Genomic DNA, 18,149 nt, shown 5'->3' on the forward strand with positions numbered 1-18,149 from the left:
TGTTCTGGAGATTCACCCATGTCCAATCGCCAACAAGGCACCGTCAAATGGTTCAATGATGAGAAAGGCTACGGCTTCATCACCCCAGCAGGCGGCGGCGACGACCTGTTCGTTCACTTCAAAGCCATCGAATCTGACGGCTTCAAGAGCCTGAAAGAAGGCCAGACTGTTTCCTTCGTCGCCGAGCGCGGCCAGAAAGGCATGCAGGCTGCACAGGTTCGTCCGGAGTAATTCGGATAGCTGTAAAAAACCCGCCCTTGTGGCGGGTTTTTTTTGGGCGCGCCCCAGGGGCCGGGGGTAGCTGAATCAGCCGCAGTTGACGCGGTTGACCACACCCTGCTCATTGACGTTAAGGTTCAAGCGCTCGGACCGGTACTCCAGGGTTACCACGTCGTGCGGCTTGAGAATACGCGCTATTTGCGAACCACTGGCCTTGCGCGCCTGCTCCAGCAACTCGGCACTGGCCTGCTTGCCCATGGCAAAGTCTGCGCCGCTGGCATCGCAGCGGCCGTCGTTGCCGGCCGGCGCAGCCGGTGCAGCCCCACCGGCATTACCACCAGCATCGCCACCAGTGCTGCAACCAGCCAGGACAGCAGCCATCGCCAGGGTTGCCAGGTAAGCACGGGTACGGAACATGAAGCCTCCTAAATCGGTATGGGAATGTCTGATCCGACAGTTCCGCTCATCATTTGTTGCAAAACCGGTCAAGTCTGCCTGAACTCGATCAATGAGGGGGAAAAGCAATCGTGACCGGATTTTGCACAACCCGCTGCGTTTGCCATATGCTTAGCGCGCACGGTCACTGGCGCAAAGCCATGATTTGCTGCAAGAAGTGGAGTGCATCCCGCCTCCATCGAACACCAGGGTCAGGTGTTCACCCCTTCGTTCCGGGCCCCTAGCGAGAGCTTTTCATGAGCAGCCACACCATCGATGCCGATATCAAGGTCAAGTGGGCCGAGGGCCAGAGTGCGTACAGCCCTGGCACACCAGAGGAGTTGCTGTTGATCGGCATCGACCTGCTGGTGCGCGACCGCGGCCCCGAGGCAGCACGCAGCTTCATCGAGCAGGTGCTGGAGCGCTACGCCCCGCACGCAGCTATTGCAGCCGCGCCAACCGGGCGCTAAGCAGGTCGAACAGGCCTTGGGCGTCACCCTGTTCCACCCACAGCACATTGGCCGGCTGCTTGAGCACGCCGTACCAGTCAGCGACGGTCTGACCAAAGGTCGGGCCTTCGCGGCTGTCGATGCTCAGGTGAATGCGCCGGCCGCTGAACAGTTCGGGCTTGAGCAAGTAGGCAATGACGCTGGCGTCATGCACCGGACCGCCGGGCATGCCGTACAACGCCATGTCGTGCTTGATGTACACGTTGAGAATGTCCACCACCCGCTTGCTGGCTTGTGTATTCACCGCGGCCAACTGCTGCAGCCGGGCGTCGCTGGTCAGCAGCTTGTGGGTGACGTCCAGCGGTAGATAGGTCAGTTGCACCCCGCTGGCCAGAACCACCTGAGCTGCATGGGGGTCGGCGTAGAGGTTGAATTCTGCCGCTGGGGTGATGTTGCCGCCGTTGAAGTGGGCGCCGCCCATGACCACCACCTCCTTGATGCCCGTGGCAATCTCCGGGCGCTGGATCAGCGCCAGGGCCAGGTTGGTCTGTGGGCCGAGCATGGCCACGGTGATGCTGTGCGGCTTGGCGGCCGCCAAGGTGTCTACCAGGTACTGCACGGCGTTGCCGGCGGCCAGCGGGGCCTTCGGCTCATGCACTTGAACGCCGGCCAGGCCTTCTTCGCCGTGCACTTCTGCGGCATAGACAGGTGCGCGCACCAGCGGGCGGCCGGCCCCCGCGTAAACCGGGATGTCTTCGCGGCCAGCCCATTCGCGCGCCAGGCGGGCGTTGCGGGAGGTTTTATCCAGGCGCACATTGCCGGCCACGGTGGTGATGGCGCGAATATTGAGTTCTTCTGGCGAGGCCAGGGCCAGGAACAAGGCGACCACGTCGTCGGCACCGGGGTCGGTGTCGATGATCAGGTCGATGGGGGCAGCCTGCAAGCTGGTGGCAGTGAGCATGAAGCGAGTCCTTGAAGCCAGGGCTTGAGCATGGAATGGCACTCCTGTTGCCTTTGGTGAATAACGGCCGACGCGCCGGGTGGCACCGGCGGCTGGTCAACGGCTCAGAACGTGACGCCGGAAACCAGCGCGATATTGCTGTAGGGCTGGCACTCACCGGTACGCACCACCGCGCGCGCACTGCGCGACAGCACCTTGAATGCTTCATGGCTAAGCCATTCGCGCTTGCCCAGCTTGCCCTTGAGACGCTCGAGCTCGACCAGCGCTGGCGGCACCACTTTCTGCATTTCCTCGGCCAGCACATGCCGCTCCACCTGAAGCTCGCTCAGCACGGCGCGCAACACACTGGCGAAGTCCGGCAAGCCAGGGGTGATCGCCAGGTCGATCATTTCCACGCCTGGCGGCACCGGCAGGCCCGCATCGCCGATCACCAGGATATCGCCATGGCCCATGCCGGCGATGGTGCGCGACAGGGCAACGTTCAGCAGCGGGGTTTTCTTCATGGCACCAGCTCCGCCAGGTAAGGGATTGATGGCTGCGCGCCAGCGCGTGTCACCGACAGCGCCGCAGCACGCTGACCGAAGGCGATGGCCTCGCCCTCCTCCAAACCACGCACCAGGCCTGCAGCGAAGCCGCCAATGAAGGTGTCGCCAGCAGCAGTGGTGTCCAGCGGCTGCACCACCGGTGCGGGGTAATGCTGGTGCCCCTCGGGCGTTACCAGCAACGCCCCTTGCGCGCCCAGCGTGACGATCACCTTGCCCGCCCCCGCCTGCAGCAAGCGCTCTGCGGCAAGCTGCGCGCTCGCCTGGTCGGTCACCGCAATGCCGGTCAGCGCTTCGGCCTCGCTTTCATTGGGGGTGAGGTAATCAATGAACGCGAACCATTGCGCAGGCAACGGGCCGGTGGCAGGCGCCGGGTTGAGGATCACCTGCTTGCCCAGTTCACGCGCCCGCCTCAGCGTCCAGGCCACCGTGTCGACCGGCACCTCCAACTGGCAGATGACCACCTGCGCAGCCTGCAACAACGCCTCGAAGTGCTGCACCGACTGCGGCGTCAGCAGGCCGTTGCCGCCGGGGATGATGACAATGCAATTCTGGCTGGCGGCATCCACGGTGATCAGGGCTACACCGCTGGACACGCCGGGGCAGGTACTGACGCCCTGGCAGTCGATGCCTTCTGCGGACAATGCCTGGTGCAACTGGCGGCCATAATCGTCATCGCCGACATTGCCAATCATCGCCACGCTGGCGCCCAGGCGCGCAGCCGCTACGGCCTGGTTGGCCCCCTTGCCGCCCGGCACCGTGAAAAAACGTTCGCCGGGCAGGGTTTCGCCGGCGCGAGGCAAGCGCTGGGCGCGGACCACCAGGTCCATGTTGAGGCTGCCGACCACCACAACCTTGGCATTCATGACAGTTCCTTAGCGTTAGCGGTAATCGTTGAACAGGTCCGGGCGCGGCCCGGTGGATTCGCGCAAGACAATGCGCGGGGCGACGATGCGCTGCTCGGCCATGCCTTGCCGGGGTGTGCCGATGCGCGCCAGCAACAGCGAGGCAGCGCTCTCGCCCAGTTCGCGGATCGACTGGCCCACGGTGGTCAACGGCGGGTACACGTAGCGGCTGAGCTCGATGTCGTCGAAGCCGATCACCGACAGTTCGCCGGGCACGTTGATATTGCGTTCGGCGGCAGCGCGCAGCACGCCGAAACCGATCATGTCGTTGCCCGCAAAAATGGCCGTAGGGCGCCGCCCGTGCAACACTTGCGCAGCGGCGGCATGGCCGCCCGGGCTGGTGAAGTCGCAGTGCAGCACACGGTCACTGTGCACCGGCGCCTGCGCCCCGGCCATGGCCCGATGAAAGCCGCGCAGGCGCAGCTGGGTTACCCCGGTATCGGCGGGGCCACCGATGTAGGCGATGTCGCGGTGCCCCAGGGCCAGCAGGTGCTGGGTCGCCAGGTAAGCGCCGTGCTCATGGTCGATGCGCACCAGGTCAGCGTCCACCCCTTCCAGCTCGCGGTCGACGACCACCATGGGCGTACGTACGCCGGCCAGGCTCTGCAGCAGGTCGCTGTCCTCGCCCACCGACGCCACCACCAGCCCGTCGATGCGCTTTTCCAGTAACACGCGCAGGTAGCTGCGCTGCTTTTGCGGGTTGTCGTCGGAGTTGCACAGAATCACGCAATAGCCGTTGCGTTCACAGGCATCCTCGATGCCCCGCGCCAGCTCGGCAAAGTAAGGGTTCACGCTGCTGGGCACCAACAGCCCGATGGTCGCCGTGCTACGAGCCTTCAGCGAACGCGCCACGGCACTGGGCACGTAGTCGAGTTCGACAATCGCGGCCTCCACTTTCTGCCGCACCTGCTCGCTGACCGGTCGGGTCTTGTTCAATACATGGGACACCGTGGTATAGGAAATACCCGCCAATGCCGCGACATCTTTGATGGTTGCCATGTTGTCAGTTCCGCCGGCCTGCACGCCGGCTACGGTAAGTGTCGAGCACCACGGCAATGACGATCACCGCCCCGGTGATGATGCGCTTGGTCGGTTCGCTGGCACCGATCTGCGCCAGCCCCGCGGCCAGCACGGAAATGATCAGCACGCCGAAGAAGGTGCTGATGACCGAGCCACGCCCGCCCATCAGGCTGGTGCCGCCGATCACCACGGCGGCAATGACCTGCAGTTCCAGGCCAGAGCCCGCATTCGGGTCGGCCGCTTCCAACCGGGAAATCTGGAACAGCGCAGCCAGCCCGGCCAGCAAGCCCATCAGCGCGAACACCAGCACTTTGTAGGGCCGTGGGTCGATACCTGCCAGGCGCACGGCCTCTTCATTGGTGCCGATGCCGATCAGGTAGCGGCCGAACACTGTGCGGGTCAGCACCAGGTGGGCCAGCACGATCACCAGCAAGCCGATGATGAACGCTGGCGAGATGCCAAAGGCGACCGGGTCGGAGAACCAGGCATAGGCATCGCCGATATAGGCGGTGCGCGAGTCGGTGAACTGGTAGGCCAGGCCACGGGCCATTTCCAGCACGCCGAGCGAGACGATGAACGACGGGATGCGCCAGGCCACGGTCACGCTGCCAGTGATGCTGCCGGCCAGCGCAGCCAAGGCCATGCCCAGCAGCGCGGCGGGTAGCACGCCCCAGCCCCAACCGAGCATCGCCACGCTCACCGTCGACGCGGCCAGGGCCAGCACCGACCCCACCGACAGGTCGATACCGCCGATGATCAGCACGAAGGTCATGCCGACCGCCAGTACCATCAGGTCCGGGATCTGGTTGGCCAATGTGCTGAAGGTGTTGTACGACCAGAAGTGGCTGCTGAGGAACGAGAACAGCACGATCATCGCCAGCAAGGCGCCGGCCAGGCCCAGGTAGGTGCCCAGGCCGTAATAGGAACCGTTGCGGCGCACGGCGGCGCCTTGGCTGTCGAGCGGTGTGGTTTTCATACGTCCATCCTGGGGGCTGCCTCATGCAGCAGAGCGTCACGTTTCTGATAACCGGCAAAGGCTGCCGCCAACAGTTGATCCTGCGTCCAGTGCTCACGCTCGAAGGTGTCGATCAGGCGGCCGGCAGACAGCACGGCGATGCGGTCGCAGATCAACATCAATTCGCGCAGGTCGCTGGACACCACCACCAGGGCCTTGCCTTGGCGTGCCAGCTCGGCAAGCAGGCCGTAAATGTCGAACTTGGCACCGACATCGATGCCCCGGGTGGGCTCGTCGAACAGCAGCACCTGGCAGTCGCGCTCCAGCCACCGGCCGATCACGACCTTCTGCTGGTTGCCACCCGACAGCTCGCCAACCACCTGTTGCGCACCGGCGCTGCGAATACGCATGGCCTGGATCTGGCGCTCGGCCAAGGCCCTTTCCGCCTCGCCGTCGAGCACGCCGGCCCGTGACACGGCGCCAAGGTTGCCCAAGGCAATGTTGGCGCTGATCGACTGGCTCAGCAGCAGGCCCTCGCCTTTGCGGTCTTCGGTGATCAAGGCTATGCCTGCGCGCACGGCCGCCTTGGGCGAATCGATGGTCACCGGCTGCGGTGGCTGGCCCAATGCGATGCTGCCGCTGTCAGCACGGTCGGCGCCGTAGATCAGGCGCAACAACTCGGTGCGGCCCGCCCCGATCAGGCCGGAGATGCCGAATATCTCCCCCGCCCTGACCTCGAAAGATACCTCGCGCACCTTGTCGCTGCGGGTAAGCCGGTCGACCTTGAGCAAGGGTGCGCCAAGCTGCCGCCGGCCCAGGTCGATGTGCTCGCCCAGTTCGCGGCCCACCATGAGGTTGACCAGTTCGGCGCTGCTGTAGCGCTGGATGGGCTCGTCACACACCTGCCTGCCGTCGCGCAGTACGACGATCCGCTGGGCGACGCTCTGCAGTTCTTCCAGGCGGTGCGAGATGTACACGATGGCCACCCCGCGCGCGCGCAGGCGGTCGATCTGGGTAAATAACAGTTCAACCTCACGCGCGGTCAGCATCGCGGTGGGTTCGTCGAAGATCAGCACGTGGCAGTCGCCGATCAGGTTACGGGCGATTTCGACCATTTGCTGGTGGCCGATACCCAGTTCGCCGACCGGGGTATCCGGGTCGATGGCATCGAGCCCGACCCTGGCCATGGCCGCCGTGGCCAACTGGCGCAGGCGTTTGTGGTTGATCCAGCCAAAACGGCTGGGCAGGTTGTCGAGAAACAGGTTTTCCGCCACCGTCAAGGTTGGCAGCAGGTTCAGTTCCTGCATGACCATGCGCACGCCAAGGCGCTCGGCCTCGCTGCGGCTGGCGGGGGCGTAGGCCTGGCCGCGGTAGGTCATGTGCCCGGTGGTGGGGGTTTCCAGGCCGCTGATCAACTTGGACAGCGTGCTCTTGCCCGCACCGTTTTCGCCGGTCAGGGCCAGCACTTCGCCGGCCCGCAGGTTCAGGCTGACCTCACCCAGCACCGGCTGGGCGTAGGTCTTGCCAAGGCCGCTGGCAGCGAGCACCACTTCGTTGGCCGATGCAGGCATGGCCGGTTCTCCTGGCAGGGTCGGGGCTACTTGGTAACGAGCTTGACTGGGGTCTGGATGACGTTGTCGGCATCCACGTCAGGCTTTTCGCCCTTGACCATTTTCAATGCTGCCTGAATACCGAATACGGCTTGCTGGCTGGCGGCCTGGTCAAGGGTGGCGAGCACGCGGCCATCGGCCAGCATGGGCTTGATGGCGTTGATATTGTCATAGCCGACCACTTGCACCTGGCCCGCCTTGCCGGCGGCACGCACAGCCGAAACCGCACCCAGCGCCATGCTGTCGTTACCGGCCAGCAGGGCCTTCAGGTCGGGGTATTCGTTGAGCATGGAAGCGGCGACGGCGTTGCCTTTGTCGATCTCCCAGTTACCGCTTTGGACCGAGACGATGTTCATTTTGGCGGCTTCCATGGCGTCCTTGAAGCCTGCAGTGCGCTGCTGGGCGTTGGTGGTGGTTGGCACCCCTTCGATGATGCCCACCTGGTCACCGGCCTTGAGCTTCTGTTGGGCCAGGTACTCGCCCACCATACGCGCGCCTTTGCGGTTGTCAGGGCCGACGAAGGGCACGCTGATGCCTTTGCTCTTGAGCAGGTCGGGGTCCAGGCGGTTATCGATGTTGATCACCACCACGCCTTTGTCCATGGCTTTCTTCACCGCGGATACCAACGCCTTGGAATCGGCCGGCGCGATCACCAGCGCCTTGGCGCCGGCGTTGACCATTTGCTCGACGATGCGGATCTGTTCGCCAGTGTCGGTTTCGTTCTTGATGCCGTTGGCAATCAAATCGAACTCAGCGGCGTGGCTTTTCTGGTAGTCCTTGGCACCGTCTTCCATGGTGCGGAAGAACTCGTTGGCCAGCGATTTCATGACCAGGGCGACCTTGGGCTTGTCTTCGGCGTGGGCGGCAGAAAACGGCAAGGCAAGGGAGAGTGAGGAAACGACAGCGAGGGCCAGCAGACGACCGGGGAACGGCAGTTTCATGGACGATGACTCCGAATCTTGTTTTTTTATCGGATCGCAAACGTTTGCGGTACGTAACTATGGAAACAGTACCAGGGTTTGTCAAATCCGTTTTTCAGGTCAGCGGCCGAAACCGTTGGCGCTGATTATCCAGAATCTTTCCGCAAAACCGAACACCTTTTCCTACGCCTGTTCGGATTCTCGAATGGAACACTACCCCCGCAACGCCCCCCTGGGTCGCGCCGGGCTGCGCTGCACCTGCGCCGACCTGCACTGCGGCCGTGGTTTCGGGGCTGCTGCGCACAGCACTGCAACACAAAGCGATGCCTGCACCACTGCGCGCGCAAGCTGGTATGAAAGATGCCTTGCAAGCTGCGCGATTCAAAAACCATCTCATTTGGAAGAGAGCACAAGAACGATGAATGCCGCACTGAAAACCTTTGCCCCCAGCGCCCTCGCCCTGCTGCTGGTCCTGCCCACCGCCGCCTCGGCCAAGGAAGCCGAAACCCGGCAGAAACTGGCCAACGTGGTCATCCTCGCCACCGGTGGCACCATCGCCGGCGCTGGCGCCAGCGCCGCCAACAGCGCCACCTACCAGGCTGCCAAGCTGGGGGTGGACAAGCTGATCGCCGGCGTGCCGGAGCTCGCTGACATCGCCAATGTGCGCGGCGAGCAGGTGATGCAGATCGCCTCGGAAAGCATCAGCAACGATGACCTGCTGAAGCTGGCCAAACGCGTCGCCGAACTGGCCGACAGCAAGGATGTGGACGGTATCGTCATCACCCACGGTACCGACACCCTGGAAGAAACCGCCTACTTCCTCAACCTGGTCGAGAAAACCGACAAGCCAATCGTGGTAGTCGGCTCGATGCGCCCGGGCACCGCCATGTCCGCCGACGGCATGCTCAACCTCTACAATGCAGTGGCCGTGGCCGGCGACCAGCAGTCGCGAGGCAAGGGCGTGCTGGTGACCATGAACGACGAGATCCAGTCTGGCCGTGACGTGAGCAAGGCCGTCAACATCAAGACAGAAGCGTTCAAGAGCGCCTGGGGGCCAATGGGCATGGTCGTGGAAGGCAAGTCGTACTGGTTCCGCCTGCCGGCCAAGCGTCACACGGTCAACTCCGAGTTCGACATCAAACAGATCAGCAGCCTGCCACAGGTGGACATTGCTTATGGCTATGGCAACGTGACCGATACCGCCTACAAAGCGTTGGCGCAACATGGCGCCAAGGCGCTGATCCACGCCGGTACCGGCAATGGCTCGGTGTCTTCACGGGTAGTGCCGGCGCTGCAGGAACTGCGCAAGGAGGGTGTGCAGATCATTCGCTCGTCGCACGTCAACCAGGGTGGCCTCGTGCTGCGTAACGCCGAACAGCCAGATGACAAGAACGACTGGGTGGTGGCACACGACCTGAACCCGCAGAAGGCGCGGATTCTGGCCATGGTGGCAATGACCAAGACCCAGGACAGCAAGGAGCTGCAGCGGATCTTCTGGGAGTACTGATACCCCAGCAACCTCAGCAGCCACAGGCTGCTGAGGCCCGCCTCACGGTTGCCTAGAGGGCCATGACCATTTCGTGCCAGGCCATGCCGCCGTGGTCGGAGGGCGAAGGCCGCACGTACTGGTAGCCCATCTTGCGGTACAGCTCCACATGCTGCTCCTTGCACATCAGGTGAATGGTTCGCTTGCCTTGCGCCTTGGTCCGCGCAATGAATTCATCCATCAGCCGCTTGGCGTAGCCTTTGCCCTGGTGCGCAGGGTCCACCACCACCGACATGATCACCACATTGGCTGCCAGCGGGTCATGCCCGACCAACTCTTTGAACGCCTCGTCAGCCATCACCACGGCATGGGCACAGCCGCTGTTGATGAACCCCACGATGCCGCCCTGCTCTTCGAGCAACAGGAAGCCTTGTGGGTACTGGCTGATACGGGTGCGGATCTTTTCCAGGGTGGCCGCCTCGTCGCCCTCGTAGGCACTCACCTCAATCTGGTAGCAGCGCTCGGCGTCGGTGATGACGGGCTGGCGGAATTGCAGGTTGCTCATGGGCAGGCTCCGGGTAACAAAATGACAAGCCGGCCATTCTAAACCGCTGGCTGGCATGCGCGCAGCCGTTGCAAGGCACTTTGGCCACAGCGCTCTGCCACCGCGAAGCAGTACGGCTCAACCGTACAGGTAGTCGATATCCTTGTAGGCCAGCGGCGGCACCTGGCCCATCAGGAAGTCACGCAGCTTGTGCATCTGCCGCGCCTTGGGGCTGGCCTTGAGCCAGGTCATGTAGTACCCGTCGCCGGTGGCCACGGCATGCTTGAATGGCGTAACCAGGCGCCCGGCCGCCAGGTCGGCACTGGCCAGTACCAGGTCGACGACCGAAATGCCCAGGCCCTGCTGGGCAGCCGAAATGCCCTGGTCCAGCGTGTCGAATACCTGCCCCTGGTCGATACTGATGTGCAGCGCGTCCATCCGCGCCAACCAGCGCCGCCAGTCGCGCCGGTCGGGGGAAGGGTGCAGGAACTCGCACTGCGGCAGGTCGCTCAGGGCTGGCTGCGCTTGCGCCATGTAATCGGGGTGGCATACTGGTATCAGCCACTCGTCGAACAGCTTGAAGCTGTCGATGTCGGCAGGGAAGCGCCCGCTGGCCAGAAGAATGGCGCAGTCGTAAGGCTCGGAATAGAAGTCGACGCTGTCGATGTCCATCCACACGCTCGACAGCTGCACGCTGCAGTGGTCTTCGTGCTTCTTGAACGCATCCAGCGCCCGCAGCAGCCAGCGTACGGTCAGCGTGGAAGGCGCCTTCAGGCGCAACCCGTAACGGTCCTGGCGCAACAACGCGCAGGCATTTTCGATGATCTTGAAGCCCACTTTCAGTTCCTGGGCCAGCACACGGCCATGCTCGGTCAGGCTCAGCTTGGGCCCACGGCGCTCGAACAGGTCGCAACCAAACATGGCTTCGAGGGTCTTGATGTGGTGGCTGACTGCACCCTGGGTCAAGGCAAGCTCTTCGGCCGCACGGGTGAAGGAGCCATAGCGTGACGCCACCTCGAAGGCACGCAATGCGTGCAGGGCCTGGATGCGTTCCGACATGGCGATATCCCGAGCATGAGTGAGACTAATAGTAGGTCATAGTTCCACGCGTTTTACAACGTGAAGTGCGTCTCGGAAAATGCAGGTAAAAAACAAATATAACCAAGATCCTGCCTGCATATGACTGGAACGTTCATTTAAATTCACGCCTGGGGAAATCATGTTTACGGGATATGGAAATTGCTATCGCCTGGATGCGCTAGAGCTCGCCGCTGAACATGGTCATGACATGCAACACTGGACGTACACCACCGTAGAACAATTTCGCACCATTCTCGCCAACCCCGAATTTCCGTGCCTGTTCGGCCGCAAGGCGGTAAACGGCGAAACCTGTTACATCCTGTTCGCACGCGCCGAGCAACTGTCGGATGATATCGCACAGGGCCTGGCCGATTATGTGCGCCTCATCGCACCTGTCACACCCCGGCAGCGCATCGGCAGCCCACTGGTGGTGTTTCTGCAGACGGCAGCCGACAGCAGCCTGAGCGAACAGCAGGCGCTGGCCTGGAAGGTGCTGCGCGGGGTGCATGCGCGCGACCCCCACCCCTGGCCACAGGGCATACCGACCGACCCCGCCGATACCGGCTGGTCGTTCTGCTACGCCGGCATGCCTTTGTTCATCAACATGAACTTCCCCGGCCACCAGCGCATGAAAAGCCGCAACCTGGGCCAACACATCACCTTCGTCATCAACCCCCGGGAAAACTTCGACGAAGTGGCCGACACCCGCAGCGAAAGCGGCCGGCGCATCCGCGCGCGCATCCGCGAGCGGGTACACCACTACAACGATGGCGTCGTGCCCGACACCCTTGGCGCTTTTGGCGATGCCGACAACTACGAATGGAAGCAGTACCAGCTGCAGGAGGCAGGTTCGCTGAACCCGTCGCGCTGCCCGTTTCATACCCACACCGCACACCAGCCGACACCCGACATCCTGATCGAGAACTGACCGTGAATACCGCACTCACCGCCACTTATGCCCTCACCGTCCTGCTGCTGATCGCCACGCCCGGCCCAGTGGTGGCACTGATCGTCAACACTGCGGCCGCTTCGGGCTCGCGCAAGGCCATGTTCACCGCCGTCGGCACCAACTGGGCGTCCCTGGTGCTGATTGGCGCAGCCGCCTGGATCATCCTCACCAGCGCGGCCATCGACAAGACCTGGCTCAACATCATGAGCCTGCTGGGCTGCCTGTTCATCGGCCACATTGCCGTGGGTACCCTGCGCGAGGCGCTGCAGGCGCCGGCTGCTGCGGCCTCGAACGAGGCCCCGAACGAGGTGGCCAAGCCCGGCCGTGGCGGGCTGCTGCAAGGGTTCATGGTGGGCATTTCCAACCCGAAGGACATCATCTTCTTCATCGCCTTCTTCCCGCAGTTCATCCAGATCACCGAGTCGTTCGGCAAAAGCATGGTGGTCCTGTCGCTGCTCTGGGTGGCCATCGACTTTGCCGTGCTCAGCCTGTACATCTTCGCCATCGGCAAGATCGCCTCGCAGCGTAGCAACCGGGTCATCAGCCTGGCGTCCGGCGTGGCGCTGCTGCTGATCGCCGCAGGCGGCCTGCTGTACAACCTGAAAGAACTGGCGGCCTGAAACTGCTGTGCACCCAACGGCGCCATTGAAGGAGCATTCATGAACCCCACCCGCACCAGCCCGCCTCCTTCGCCGCTGCCACAGGACTACCAGCGCTTTCTGCTGCGCGGCAGCCGCCGCGCGCCACACACCGTGCATGTGCACGAATCCGGCTACCGCTCCGGCACCATCAACACCGATGCCCTGGGCCTGCGCTACAGCCATTGCGCCGGCAAGCGCTTTTCTGCGGGCGAGCGCGGCGGCGCTTCGCGCATCAACCTGCTGGTGGGCGGCTCGACAGCCCTGGGCATCGGCGCCAGCTCCGACGAGCACACCGTGGCCTCGCACCTGTCGATGCTCACCGGCGAAGTCTGGCTGAGCCTGGCCGGTTGCGGGCTCAATGCCAGCCAGGAGCTGCTGTTGTTCCTGACCCACCAGCATCGCCTGGGCCAGCTCGGCCACGTGGTCGTGCTCAGCGGCCTGAACAGCCTGGCCCACGAAGCCCTGTGCGAAGTGCTCGCCAGCCCCGCAGCGGCCCATGGCAAGGCTTACCAGGACTTTCTCAACAGCTTCAGCGAAGGCCTGCAGCCTGCCACCGCCGCCCGCCGGCAATCGTTGTGGCGGCGCATTGGTCAAGCCTTGGCGCCGCCGCCGCCAGCCGAAGCCGTGGGCAGTTGGCCGCTATCCGCCCCGGAGAAGCGCCTGGCTCGCGCCGCCGACACCATTGGCCGCACGCTGCGGCAGTGGGACCGGTTGCTGGCCGACAGCCATGCCACCCTGACCTTCATCCTGCAGCCATTGCTGCCCTGGTGCCGGGAAACCCTGCCTGCCGGTGAACAGGCCATGTTGGCGGCACTGGAGCAGCAGCCGGGCAACTTCGACCGGCTGCTCGACGGCGCGTTCGACAGCCAACTGCACTCGGCGTTTTTCCGCCGCATCAAAAGCCAGGCCGATCCGGTCCCCTGCTACGACATGAACGGCATGCTCAGCAGCTCGCCCGTGTTCGGGGCAGATTTGTTCATCGATCGCCTGCACCTGAACGACCTGGGCAACAATGCCTTGGCCAAGGTGATCACCGCCAAGCTGGGCCTGGCCCAGGAAAAACACGCCCTGCGTAATGTCACCCCTATCAGACTCGTCTGACATTTGCACAGCGGCCTTTCGGCCAGGCCCCTTGGCTGGCTAGAATACGTGGTCGTTCCGATTTCCCCGAGGCGCAATGCTTGACCGCCATGACCGTCGAAACCGTGCACTCTTACCTGGCCGCCCATGGGGTTCACCTGTGAGCCTGGCCATGCGCCTGCCCGCGCTGCTGGTTGCGTTACTGCCGCTGGCTGCCCAGGCGCTGGAGGTTAATATCGACCCGCATGCCGACCTGCTCTACCGCCAGGCGTTGCCATTGCTGGAACAGGCCGACAATCAGGAAGAAGGCAGCAGCACCCTGCGCACGTCGCTGGGCGCCGACCCGGAGCTCAGCCGCCAGGGGCAGGCAATGGCTCACACCTTGCCTACAGCGGTGGCCCTGTTGAAAAAGTCGGTCGAGCTGGGCCACCCGGTCGCCCAGTACCGGTTGGCCCTGTACTACATGACCTACCTTCCCGCGGCGCAGATCCCTGAAGCTGCCTGCCCGTTGCTCGAAGCCAGCCTAAAGCAGGGCTTTGCCGCACCCGCACCGGCCATCGCCACCTGGTGCCAGCCCTACAATGCCAGTAGCGATTACCGCACAGCCCTGGAGGCCATCCCCAGCATGGCCACCGTGTACGCCCCCTATTACCCGCAGCCTGCCACCCACCTGGCCTGCCGACGCAACCAGCCACAAGGCCTGGAAATGCTGTGGGGGCGCCAGCGTGACTACCAGGCCGAGGTGTACCGCCTGCTCAGCGAACTGGACCCACAGCACCGGTTGAGCCTGCTGCAGAAGGCGGTCGACATCAATGGCTGCGTGACAGCGCAGCAACACCTGACCCGGCACCCCTAGCCGGTGCCCGGGGGCACTACGGGCGCCCATGCCAAAAGCGCTGTCGACCAGCAAGATCGTTCAAGCCAACTCCCTGCCCGTCTGGCATGCTGGCCTGCCCTGTAAATGCATTGCAGACACCATGCCCACCATTGCTCGCCAAGCCTTTCTCCACGGCGCCATCGCCATCCTGCCGCTGTCCCTTGCCGTCGCCCCTTGGGGCCTGCTCGCCGGGTCGATGGCCATCGAGGCCAACCTAAGCCCTTGGCAGGGCCAAGGGCTGTCGGCCATCGTCTTTGCCGGCGCCGCGCAACTGGTGGCCATCGGCATGCTCAAGGGCGGCGCCAACCTGGCATCGATACTGCTGACCACTTTGCTGTTGACCTCACAGCACCTGCTATATGGCCTGTCGATGCGCCCAGTGCTGTCCAACCAGCCGCTGCGCTGGCGGCTGGGCCTGGGCTTTCTGTTGACCGACGAATTCTTCGCCCTGACCAGCCAGTACGACCAGCAGCAGTTCAACCGCTGGTACGCATTAGGGGTGGGCCTGACCTTCTACGTTGCCTGGAACCTGTTCACCCTGGCCGGTATCCTGCTGGGCCAGAGCATTCCACACCTGGACCAGTACGGGCTGGACTTTTCCATCGTCGCCACCTTCGTGGCCTTGATCGCGCCACTGGTGCGCAACCTCGCCACGCTGGCGTGCGTAGCCGTGTCGCTGTTCTGCTCGGTTTTGTTCAGCTACTGGCACTGGGAGACCGCGCTGGTCGCCGCCGGGCTGCTGGGCATGAGCGCCGGTTTCATCTGCCAGAAATTTGCCGGAGCACGCACATGACCTGGGTGCTGATTTTTGCCATGGGGGCCATCGTGTTTCTCAACCGCTACGCGTTTCTGGAACCACGCCTGCCCTTACGGCTTAGCTCCAACGCGCGGCAATTTCTGGGCTTTGCCGTGCCGGGCATGCTCACGGCCATCTGCGGCCCCATCATTTTCCTGCCCGAGCACCAGCTCGAACTGAGCCTGCTCAACCCCTACCTGCTGGGCTCACTGGCGGCCATCACCTTGGTGCTGTTGACCCGCAGCGTAGTGCTGAGCATGCTGGTGAGCATGTTGATCTTCTTCCTGTTGCGCAGTTGGCTGGCATGAGCGGGGCACTGCGCGAGCAGACACACCTTTGGCAGGCGCCAGCGCTAGGCGACGTCGAGATGCTGCACGCGCGTTACGTTCAGCAGCGCTTCGCCCCGCACGTTCACGAGGGCTATGTGTTCACCGTGATCGAGTCCGGCGCCCAGCGTTTCTGGCACCGCGGCAGCGAGCACCTGGCCCCGGTCGGCAGCATGGTGCTCATCAATCCGGACGAACTGCACACCGGCGCCACCGCTCACGAAGCAGGTTGGCGCTATCGCGGTTTCTACCCCGACCATGAACGGGTCACAGGGGTGCTCGAGGAACTGGAGCTGGGGCGTCACGGCATGCCCAGCTTCAAGGCCAGCGTGATCCAAGACCCGGCGCTGGCCGTTGCATTCAGCCAACTGCACAAGTTGTCCGAAGCCGGTGCCAGCGCCCTGCAGCAACAGACGGCCTGGCGCCAGGCGGTGCTGGCGCTGGTGCAGCGCCATGGGCAATGCGCGGCGCCTTCGGCCCCCGGCCAAGAGCCCCTGGCAGTGGCCCGCGCGCGCGAACTGCTGGAAAGCCGGCTGGCCGACCCGCCTTCGCTGGAGGCGCTGGCAGCGGCGGTCAACCTGTCGCCATTTCACTTCGCCCGGGTGTTTCGCCAGGCTACCGGCCTGCCGCCGCACGCCTGGCTCAAACAGCGGCGCCTGGCCCGTGCACGGGAAATGCTGAAAAACGGCCTGGTGGCGTCGCAGGTCGCGTTCGACCTGGGCTTTGCCGACCAGAGCCATCTGAGCCGGCAGTTCAAGCAGGCCTACGGCGTGCCGCCGGGCGTCTATCGCAGCGCCTGCCGGCCAGGCTGAGCTGTGGCACCTCGCCACAGGCAGGCCGCCTAGCCACTGCTACACTAACAGGGCTGAACGGAGGATCCTGCCATGTCCCAAAGAGAGCTCACCACCCTACTGTCGCTGATGAACCAGCGCCAGGCCTGCCTGAGTAGCGCGTGCAAGGAGATTGCCGACTGGATCGACCGGCAGGGCGATGTGCCCGCCGCAGGCAAGATTCGCGCGAGTTTACGGGCGCTGGAAGCCGATGAGGCGCAAGTCCGCAAGACCTTGACCTCGCTGACCCTCGACCGGCCACTGCCCAAGTTTCGCAGTTGACCGGCGCGCCAAGGCTACCTTGCTGGAACCTGTCAGTGCTGCATGTGCATGTGGTCGTGGCCGCCGCCCGCCTCGGCGGTGAGCGCGCGCACTTCAGCCTGCACTTCCACGGTTTCCTTGGCGCCTTTGGCGTCTTCGATGGTCAGGCTCAGCGGTACTTTCTCGCCTTCCTTGACCTGGCCGTTCAGACCCATCAGCATCACATGCAGGCCATTGGGGTCCAGCGTAACGGCTTTGCCCGCTGGTAGCTCGACAGCCTTCACCTCACGCATGCCCATCACATCGCCATTCATGGTCATTTCGTGTACCTGAACGGTCTTGGCAACTGGCGACGCCACGCTCACCAGCTTGCTGTCGCTGCTGGCGGTCAGGGTCATGAATGCGCCGGTGGACTGCTGGTGCGGCACGCTGGCACGCACCCAGGCTTCACTCACAGTGGTCTGGGCGAGGGCCGGCAGTGCCAGCCCGGCAAGGGCCAGGGCAGCCAAGCCGCGTTTGATCGGTTGCATCAACATTCAGCAGATCTCCATCAGGGTGACCAGGTCTTCGGCGCATTCCTTGGCTGTCAGGGAATGGCCCAGGCTCAGGCGCAGGGTGCCACGTGTATCGTAGACGTAGCTGGTGGACGAATGAGAAATGGTGTAGGTGTCCCCGGCCGGGACTTTCTCGTAGAACACCTTGAATTCCTTGGCTACTGCGGCAATTTCTTCGGGGGTGCCGGTCAGTGCGATGAACGTGGGGTCAAAGGCCTTGACGTAGGCATCGAGCACCTCGGGGGTGTCGCGCTCCGGGTCCAGGGTGATGAACACCACCTGGAACAGGTCGCGGTCGCGGCCGCGCAGCGTCTTGCGGATCTGCGCCGCACGCGCCAGCGTGGTCGGGCAGATCGCCGGGCACTGGGTGAAGCCGAAGAAAATCATGGGCATGCTGCCGTAGAAGCTCGACAGGGTACGCACGTTGCCTTGCGGGTCCTTGAGGCTGAACTTGCGCCCGAGGATCTCGTTGCTCATGTTCTTGCCGTACTTGAACTCGAGCCCCCGCGCCGGGCTGCAGCCCGCCAGCAGGCCGAGCCCGAGAACGCCCATGCCGGCGACGACTGCCCGCCGGCTATATAGATCATTCATGAAACCATCCTTTACAGGGAAGGTGCCGGCCCTCGGGACGGGCCGGTCGAAAAACCGGGGCATTCTGGCATGACACCCAGAGGGGTTCTACCCGACCTGAGCAGGTAAGGCCTGCAGC

The 18,149-nt window shown here is 63.8% G+C and carries 23 protein-coding genes; 11 read left to right on the forward strand and 12 right to left on the reverse strand.

Translation table 11 applies throughout. The annotated features are described in order from the left end of the window. Window positions 1-18: 18 nt before the first annotated feature. Window positions 19-231 (forward strand): cold-shock protein, encoded by a 213-nt coding sequence (locus DMX12_RS11905; RefSeq protein ID WP_003250656.1) that lies wholly within the window; start codon window positions 19-21, stop codon window positions 229-231. Between the two features lie 75 nt (window positions 232-306). Here DMX12_RS11905 and DMX12_RS11910 read toward each other — a convergent pair whose 3' ends face one another. Further along, window positions 307-636 (reverse strand): I78 family peptidase inhibitor, encoded by a 330-nt coding sequence (locus tag DMX12_RS11910; protein ID WP_009685884.1) that lies wholly within the window; start codon window positions 634-636, stop codon window positions 307-309. 275 nt (window positions 637-911) lie between these two features. On the opposite strand from DMX12_RS11910, the gene DMX12_RS11915 reads away from it, so the two are divergent. Continuing rightward, a complete protein-coding gene (locus tag DMX12_RS11915) occupies window positions 912-1,124 on the forward strand; it encodes a hypothetical protein (RefSeq protein ID WP_009685885.1) in 213 nt (70 codons plus the stop codon). On the opposite strand, the gene DMX12_RS11920 is transcribed toward DMX12_RS11915, so the two are convergent. From DMX12_RS11920 to DMX12_RS11950, 7 genes are all read right to left on the reverse strand, one after another. Next, window positions 1,096-2,064, reverse strand: coding sequence for a nucleoside hydrolase (locus DMX12_RS11920; RefSeq protein ID WP_110677720.1), 969 nt, complete (start codon window positions 2,062-2,064; stop codon window positions 1,096-1,098). The two genes, DMX12_RS11915 and DMX12_RS11920, sit on opposite strands and share 29 nt — an antisense overlap. A gap of 104 nt (window positions 2,065-2,168) precedes the next feature. Continuing rightward, a complete protein-coding gene (gene rbsD, locus DMX12_RS11925; protein WP_009685887.1) occupies window positions 2,169-2,567 on the reverse strand; it encodes a D-ribose pyranase in 399 nt (132 codons plus the stop codon). Then, a complete protein-coding gene (rbsK, locus tag DMX12_RS11930; protein ID WP_110677722.1) occupies window positions 2,564-3,472 on the reverse strand; it encodes a ribokinase in 909 nt (302 codons plus the stop codon). The genes rbsD and rbsK overlap by 4 nt, the downstream gene beginning before the upstream one ends. A 15-nt stretch (window positions 3,473-3,487) precedes the next feature. Continuing rightward, a complete protein-coding gene (locus DMX12_RS11935; RefSeq protein ID WP_110677725.1) occupies window positions 3,488-4,510 on the reverse strand; it encodes a LacI family DNA-binding transcriptional regulator in 1,023 nt (340 codons plus the stop codon). Window positions 4,511-4,514: 4 nt separating this feature from the next. Continuing rightward, window positions 4,515-5,507, reverse strand: coding sequence for an ABC transporter permease (locus tag DMX12_RS11940; protein ID WP_110677727.1), 993 nt, complete (start codon window positions 5,505-5,507; stop codon window positions 4,515-4,517). Next, window positions 5,504-7,057, reverse strand: coding sequence for a sugar ABC transporter ATP-binding protein (locus DMX12_RS11945; RefSeq protein ID WP_110677729.1), 1,554 nt, complete (start codon window positions 7,055-7,057; stop codon window positions 5,504-5,506). Before DMX12_RS11945 ends, DMX12_RS11940 begins: the two co-directional genes overlap by 4 nt. Window positions 7,058-7,083: 26 nt before the next feature. Further along, window positions 7,084-8,037, reverse strand: a complete 954-nt coding sequence (locus DMX12_RS11950; protein ID WP_009685894.1) for a sugar ABC transporter substrate-binding protein — start codon at window positions 8,035-8,037, stop codon at window positions 7,084-7,086. Between the two features lie 397 nt (window positions 8,038-8,434). Between DMX12_RS11950 and DMX12_RS11955 the strand changes: the two genes are divergently transcribed. After that, the gene (locus DMX12_RS11955) at window positions 8,435-9,523 is read left to right on the forward strand and encodes an asparaginase (protein ID WP_009685895.1); all 1,089 of its coding nucleotides are present in this window, start codon (window positions 8,435-8,437) and stop codon (window positions 9,521-9,523) included. Window positions 9,524-9,575: 52 nt separating this feature from the next. Here the strand turns inward: DMX12_RS11955 and DMX12_RS11960 are convergent, their stop codons facing one another. Beyond that, window positions 9,576-10,067 (reverse strand): GNAT family N-acetyltransferase, encoded by a 492-nt coding sequence (locus tag DMX12_RS11960; RefSeq protein WP_110677731.1) that lies wholly within the window; start codon window positions 10,065-10,067, stop codon window positions 9,576-9,578. A 117-nt stretch (window positions 10,068-10,184) separates the two neighbouring features. Then, on the reverse strand, window positions 10,185-11,105 hold the full coding sequence (locus DMX12_RS11965; protein WP_029884919.1) for a LysR substrate-binding domain-containing protein: 921 nt from the start codon (window positions 11,103-11,105) through the stop codon (window positions 10,185-10,187). 160 nt (window positions 11,106-11,265) lie between these two features. Between DMX12_RS11965 and DMX12_RS11970 the strand changes: the two genes are divergently transcribed. The 8 genes from DMX12_RS11970 to DMX12_RS12005 all read left to right on the forward strand — a co-directional run bounded on the left by DMX12_RS11970 (window position 11,266) and on the right by DMX12_RS12005 (window position 16,907). After that, on the forward strand, window positions 11,266-12,054 hold the full coding sequence (locus DMX12_RS11970) for a YqcI/YcgG family protein (protein WP_110677733.1): 789 nt from the start codon (window positions 11,266-11,268) through the stop codon (window positions 12,052-12,054). A gap of 2 nt (window positions 12,055-12,056) precedes the next feature. After that, window positions 12,057-12,695 carry a LysE family translocator gene (locus DMX12_RS11975; RefSeq protein ID WP_110677734.1) on the forward strand — a complete coding sequence of 213 codons (639 nt, stop codon included), beginning with the start codon at window positions 12,057-12,059 and terminating at the stop codon, window positions 12,693-12,695. A gap of 39 nt (window positions 12,696-12,734) precedes the next feature. Further along, on the forward strand, window positions 12,735-13,817 hold the full coding sequence (locus DMX12_RS11980) for a hypothetical protein (protein ID WP_110677736.1): 1,083 nt from the start codon (window positions 12,735-12,737) through the stop codon (window positions 13,815-13,817). Between the two features lie 139 nt (window positions 13,818-13,956). Then, entirely contained in the window at window positions 13,957-14,652 is a 696-nt protein-coding gene (locus DMX12_RS11985; RefSeq protein ID WP_029884916.1) for a hypothetical protein, read from the forward strand. Between the two features lie 121 nt (window positions 14,653-14,773). After that, window positions 14,774-15,466, forward strand: a complete 693-nt coding sequence (locus DMX12_RS11990) for an AzlC family ABC transporter permease (protein WP_029884915.1) — start codon at window positions 14,774-14,776, stop codon at window positions 15,464-15,466. Further along, window positions 15,463-15,777 carry an AzlD domain-containing protein gene (locus DMX12_RS11995; RefSeq protein WP_009685903.1) on the forward strand — a complete coding sequence of 105 codons (315 nt, stop codon included), beginning with the start codon at window positions 15,463-15,465 and terminating at the stop codon, window positions 15,775-15,777. The genes DMX12_RS11990 and DMX12_RS11995 overlap by 4 nt, the downstream gene beginning before the upstream one ends. Then, a complete protein-coding gene (locus DMX12_RS12000; RefSeq protein WP_110677738.1) occupies window positions 15,774-16,607 on the forward strand; it encodes an AraC family transcriptional regulator in 834 nt (277 codons plus the stop codon). Before DMX12_RS11995 ends, DMX12_RS12000 begins: the two co-directional genes overlap by 4 nt. A gap of 72 nt (window positions 16,608-16,679) precedes the next feature. Further along, the gene (locus DMX12_RS12005; protein WP_029884913.1) at window positions 16,680-16,907 is read left to right on the forward strand and encodes a hypothetical protein; all 228 of its coding nucleotides are present in this window, start codon (window positions 16,680-16,682) and stop codon (window positions 16,905-16,907) included. Window positions 16,908-16,939: 32 nt separating this feature from the next. On the opposite strand, the gene DMX12_RS12010 is transcribed toward DMX12_RS12005, so the two are convergent. Both DMX12_RS12010 and DMX12_RS12015 read right to left on the reverse strand, forming a co-directional pair. Beyond that, window positions 16,940-17,422 (reverse strand): copper chaperone PCu(A)C, encoded by a 483-nt coding sequence (locus tag DMX12_RS12010; RefSeq protein WP_029884912.1) that lies wholly within the window; start codon window positions 17,420-17,422, stop codon window positions 16,940-16,942. Next, window positions 17,423-18,031 carry an SCO family protein gene (locus DMX12_RS12015; protein ID WP_009685906.1) on the reverse strand — a complete coding sequence of 203 codons (609 nt, stop codon included), beginning with the start codon at window positions 18,029-18,031 and terminating at the stop codon, window positions 17,423-17,425. Window positions 18,032-18,149 lie beyond the last annotated feature (118 nt).

The organism is Pseudomonas sp. MB-090624 (assembly GCF_003205245.1).
GTDB lineage: Bacteria > Pseudomonadota > Gammaproteobacteria > Pseudomonadales > Pseudomonadaceae > Aquipseudomonas > Aquipseudomonas juntendi.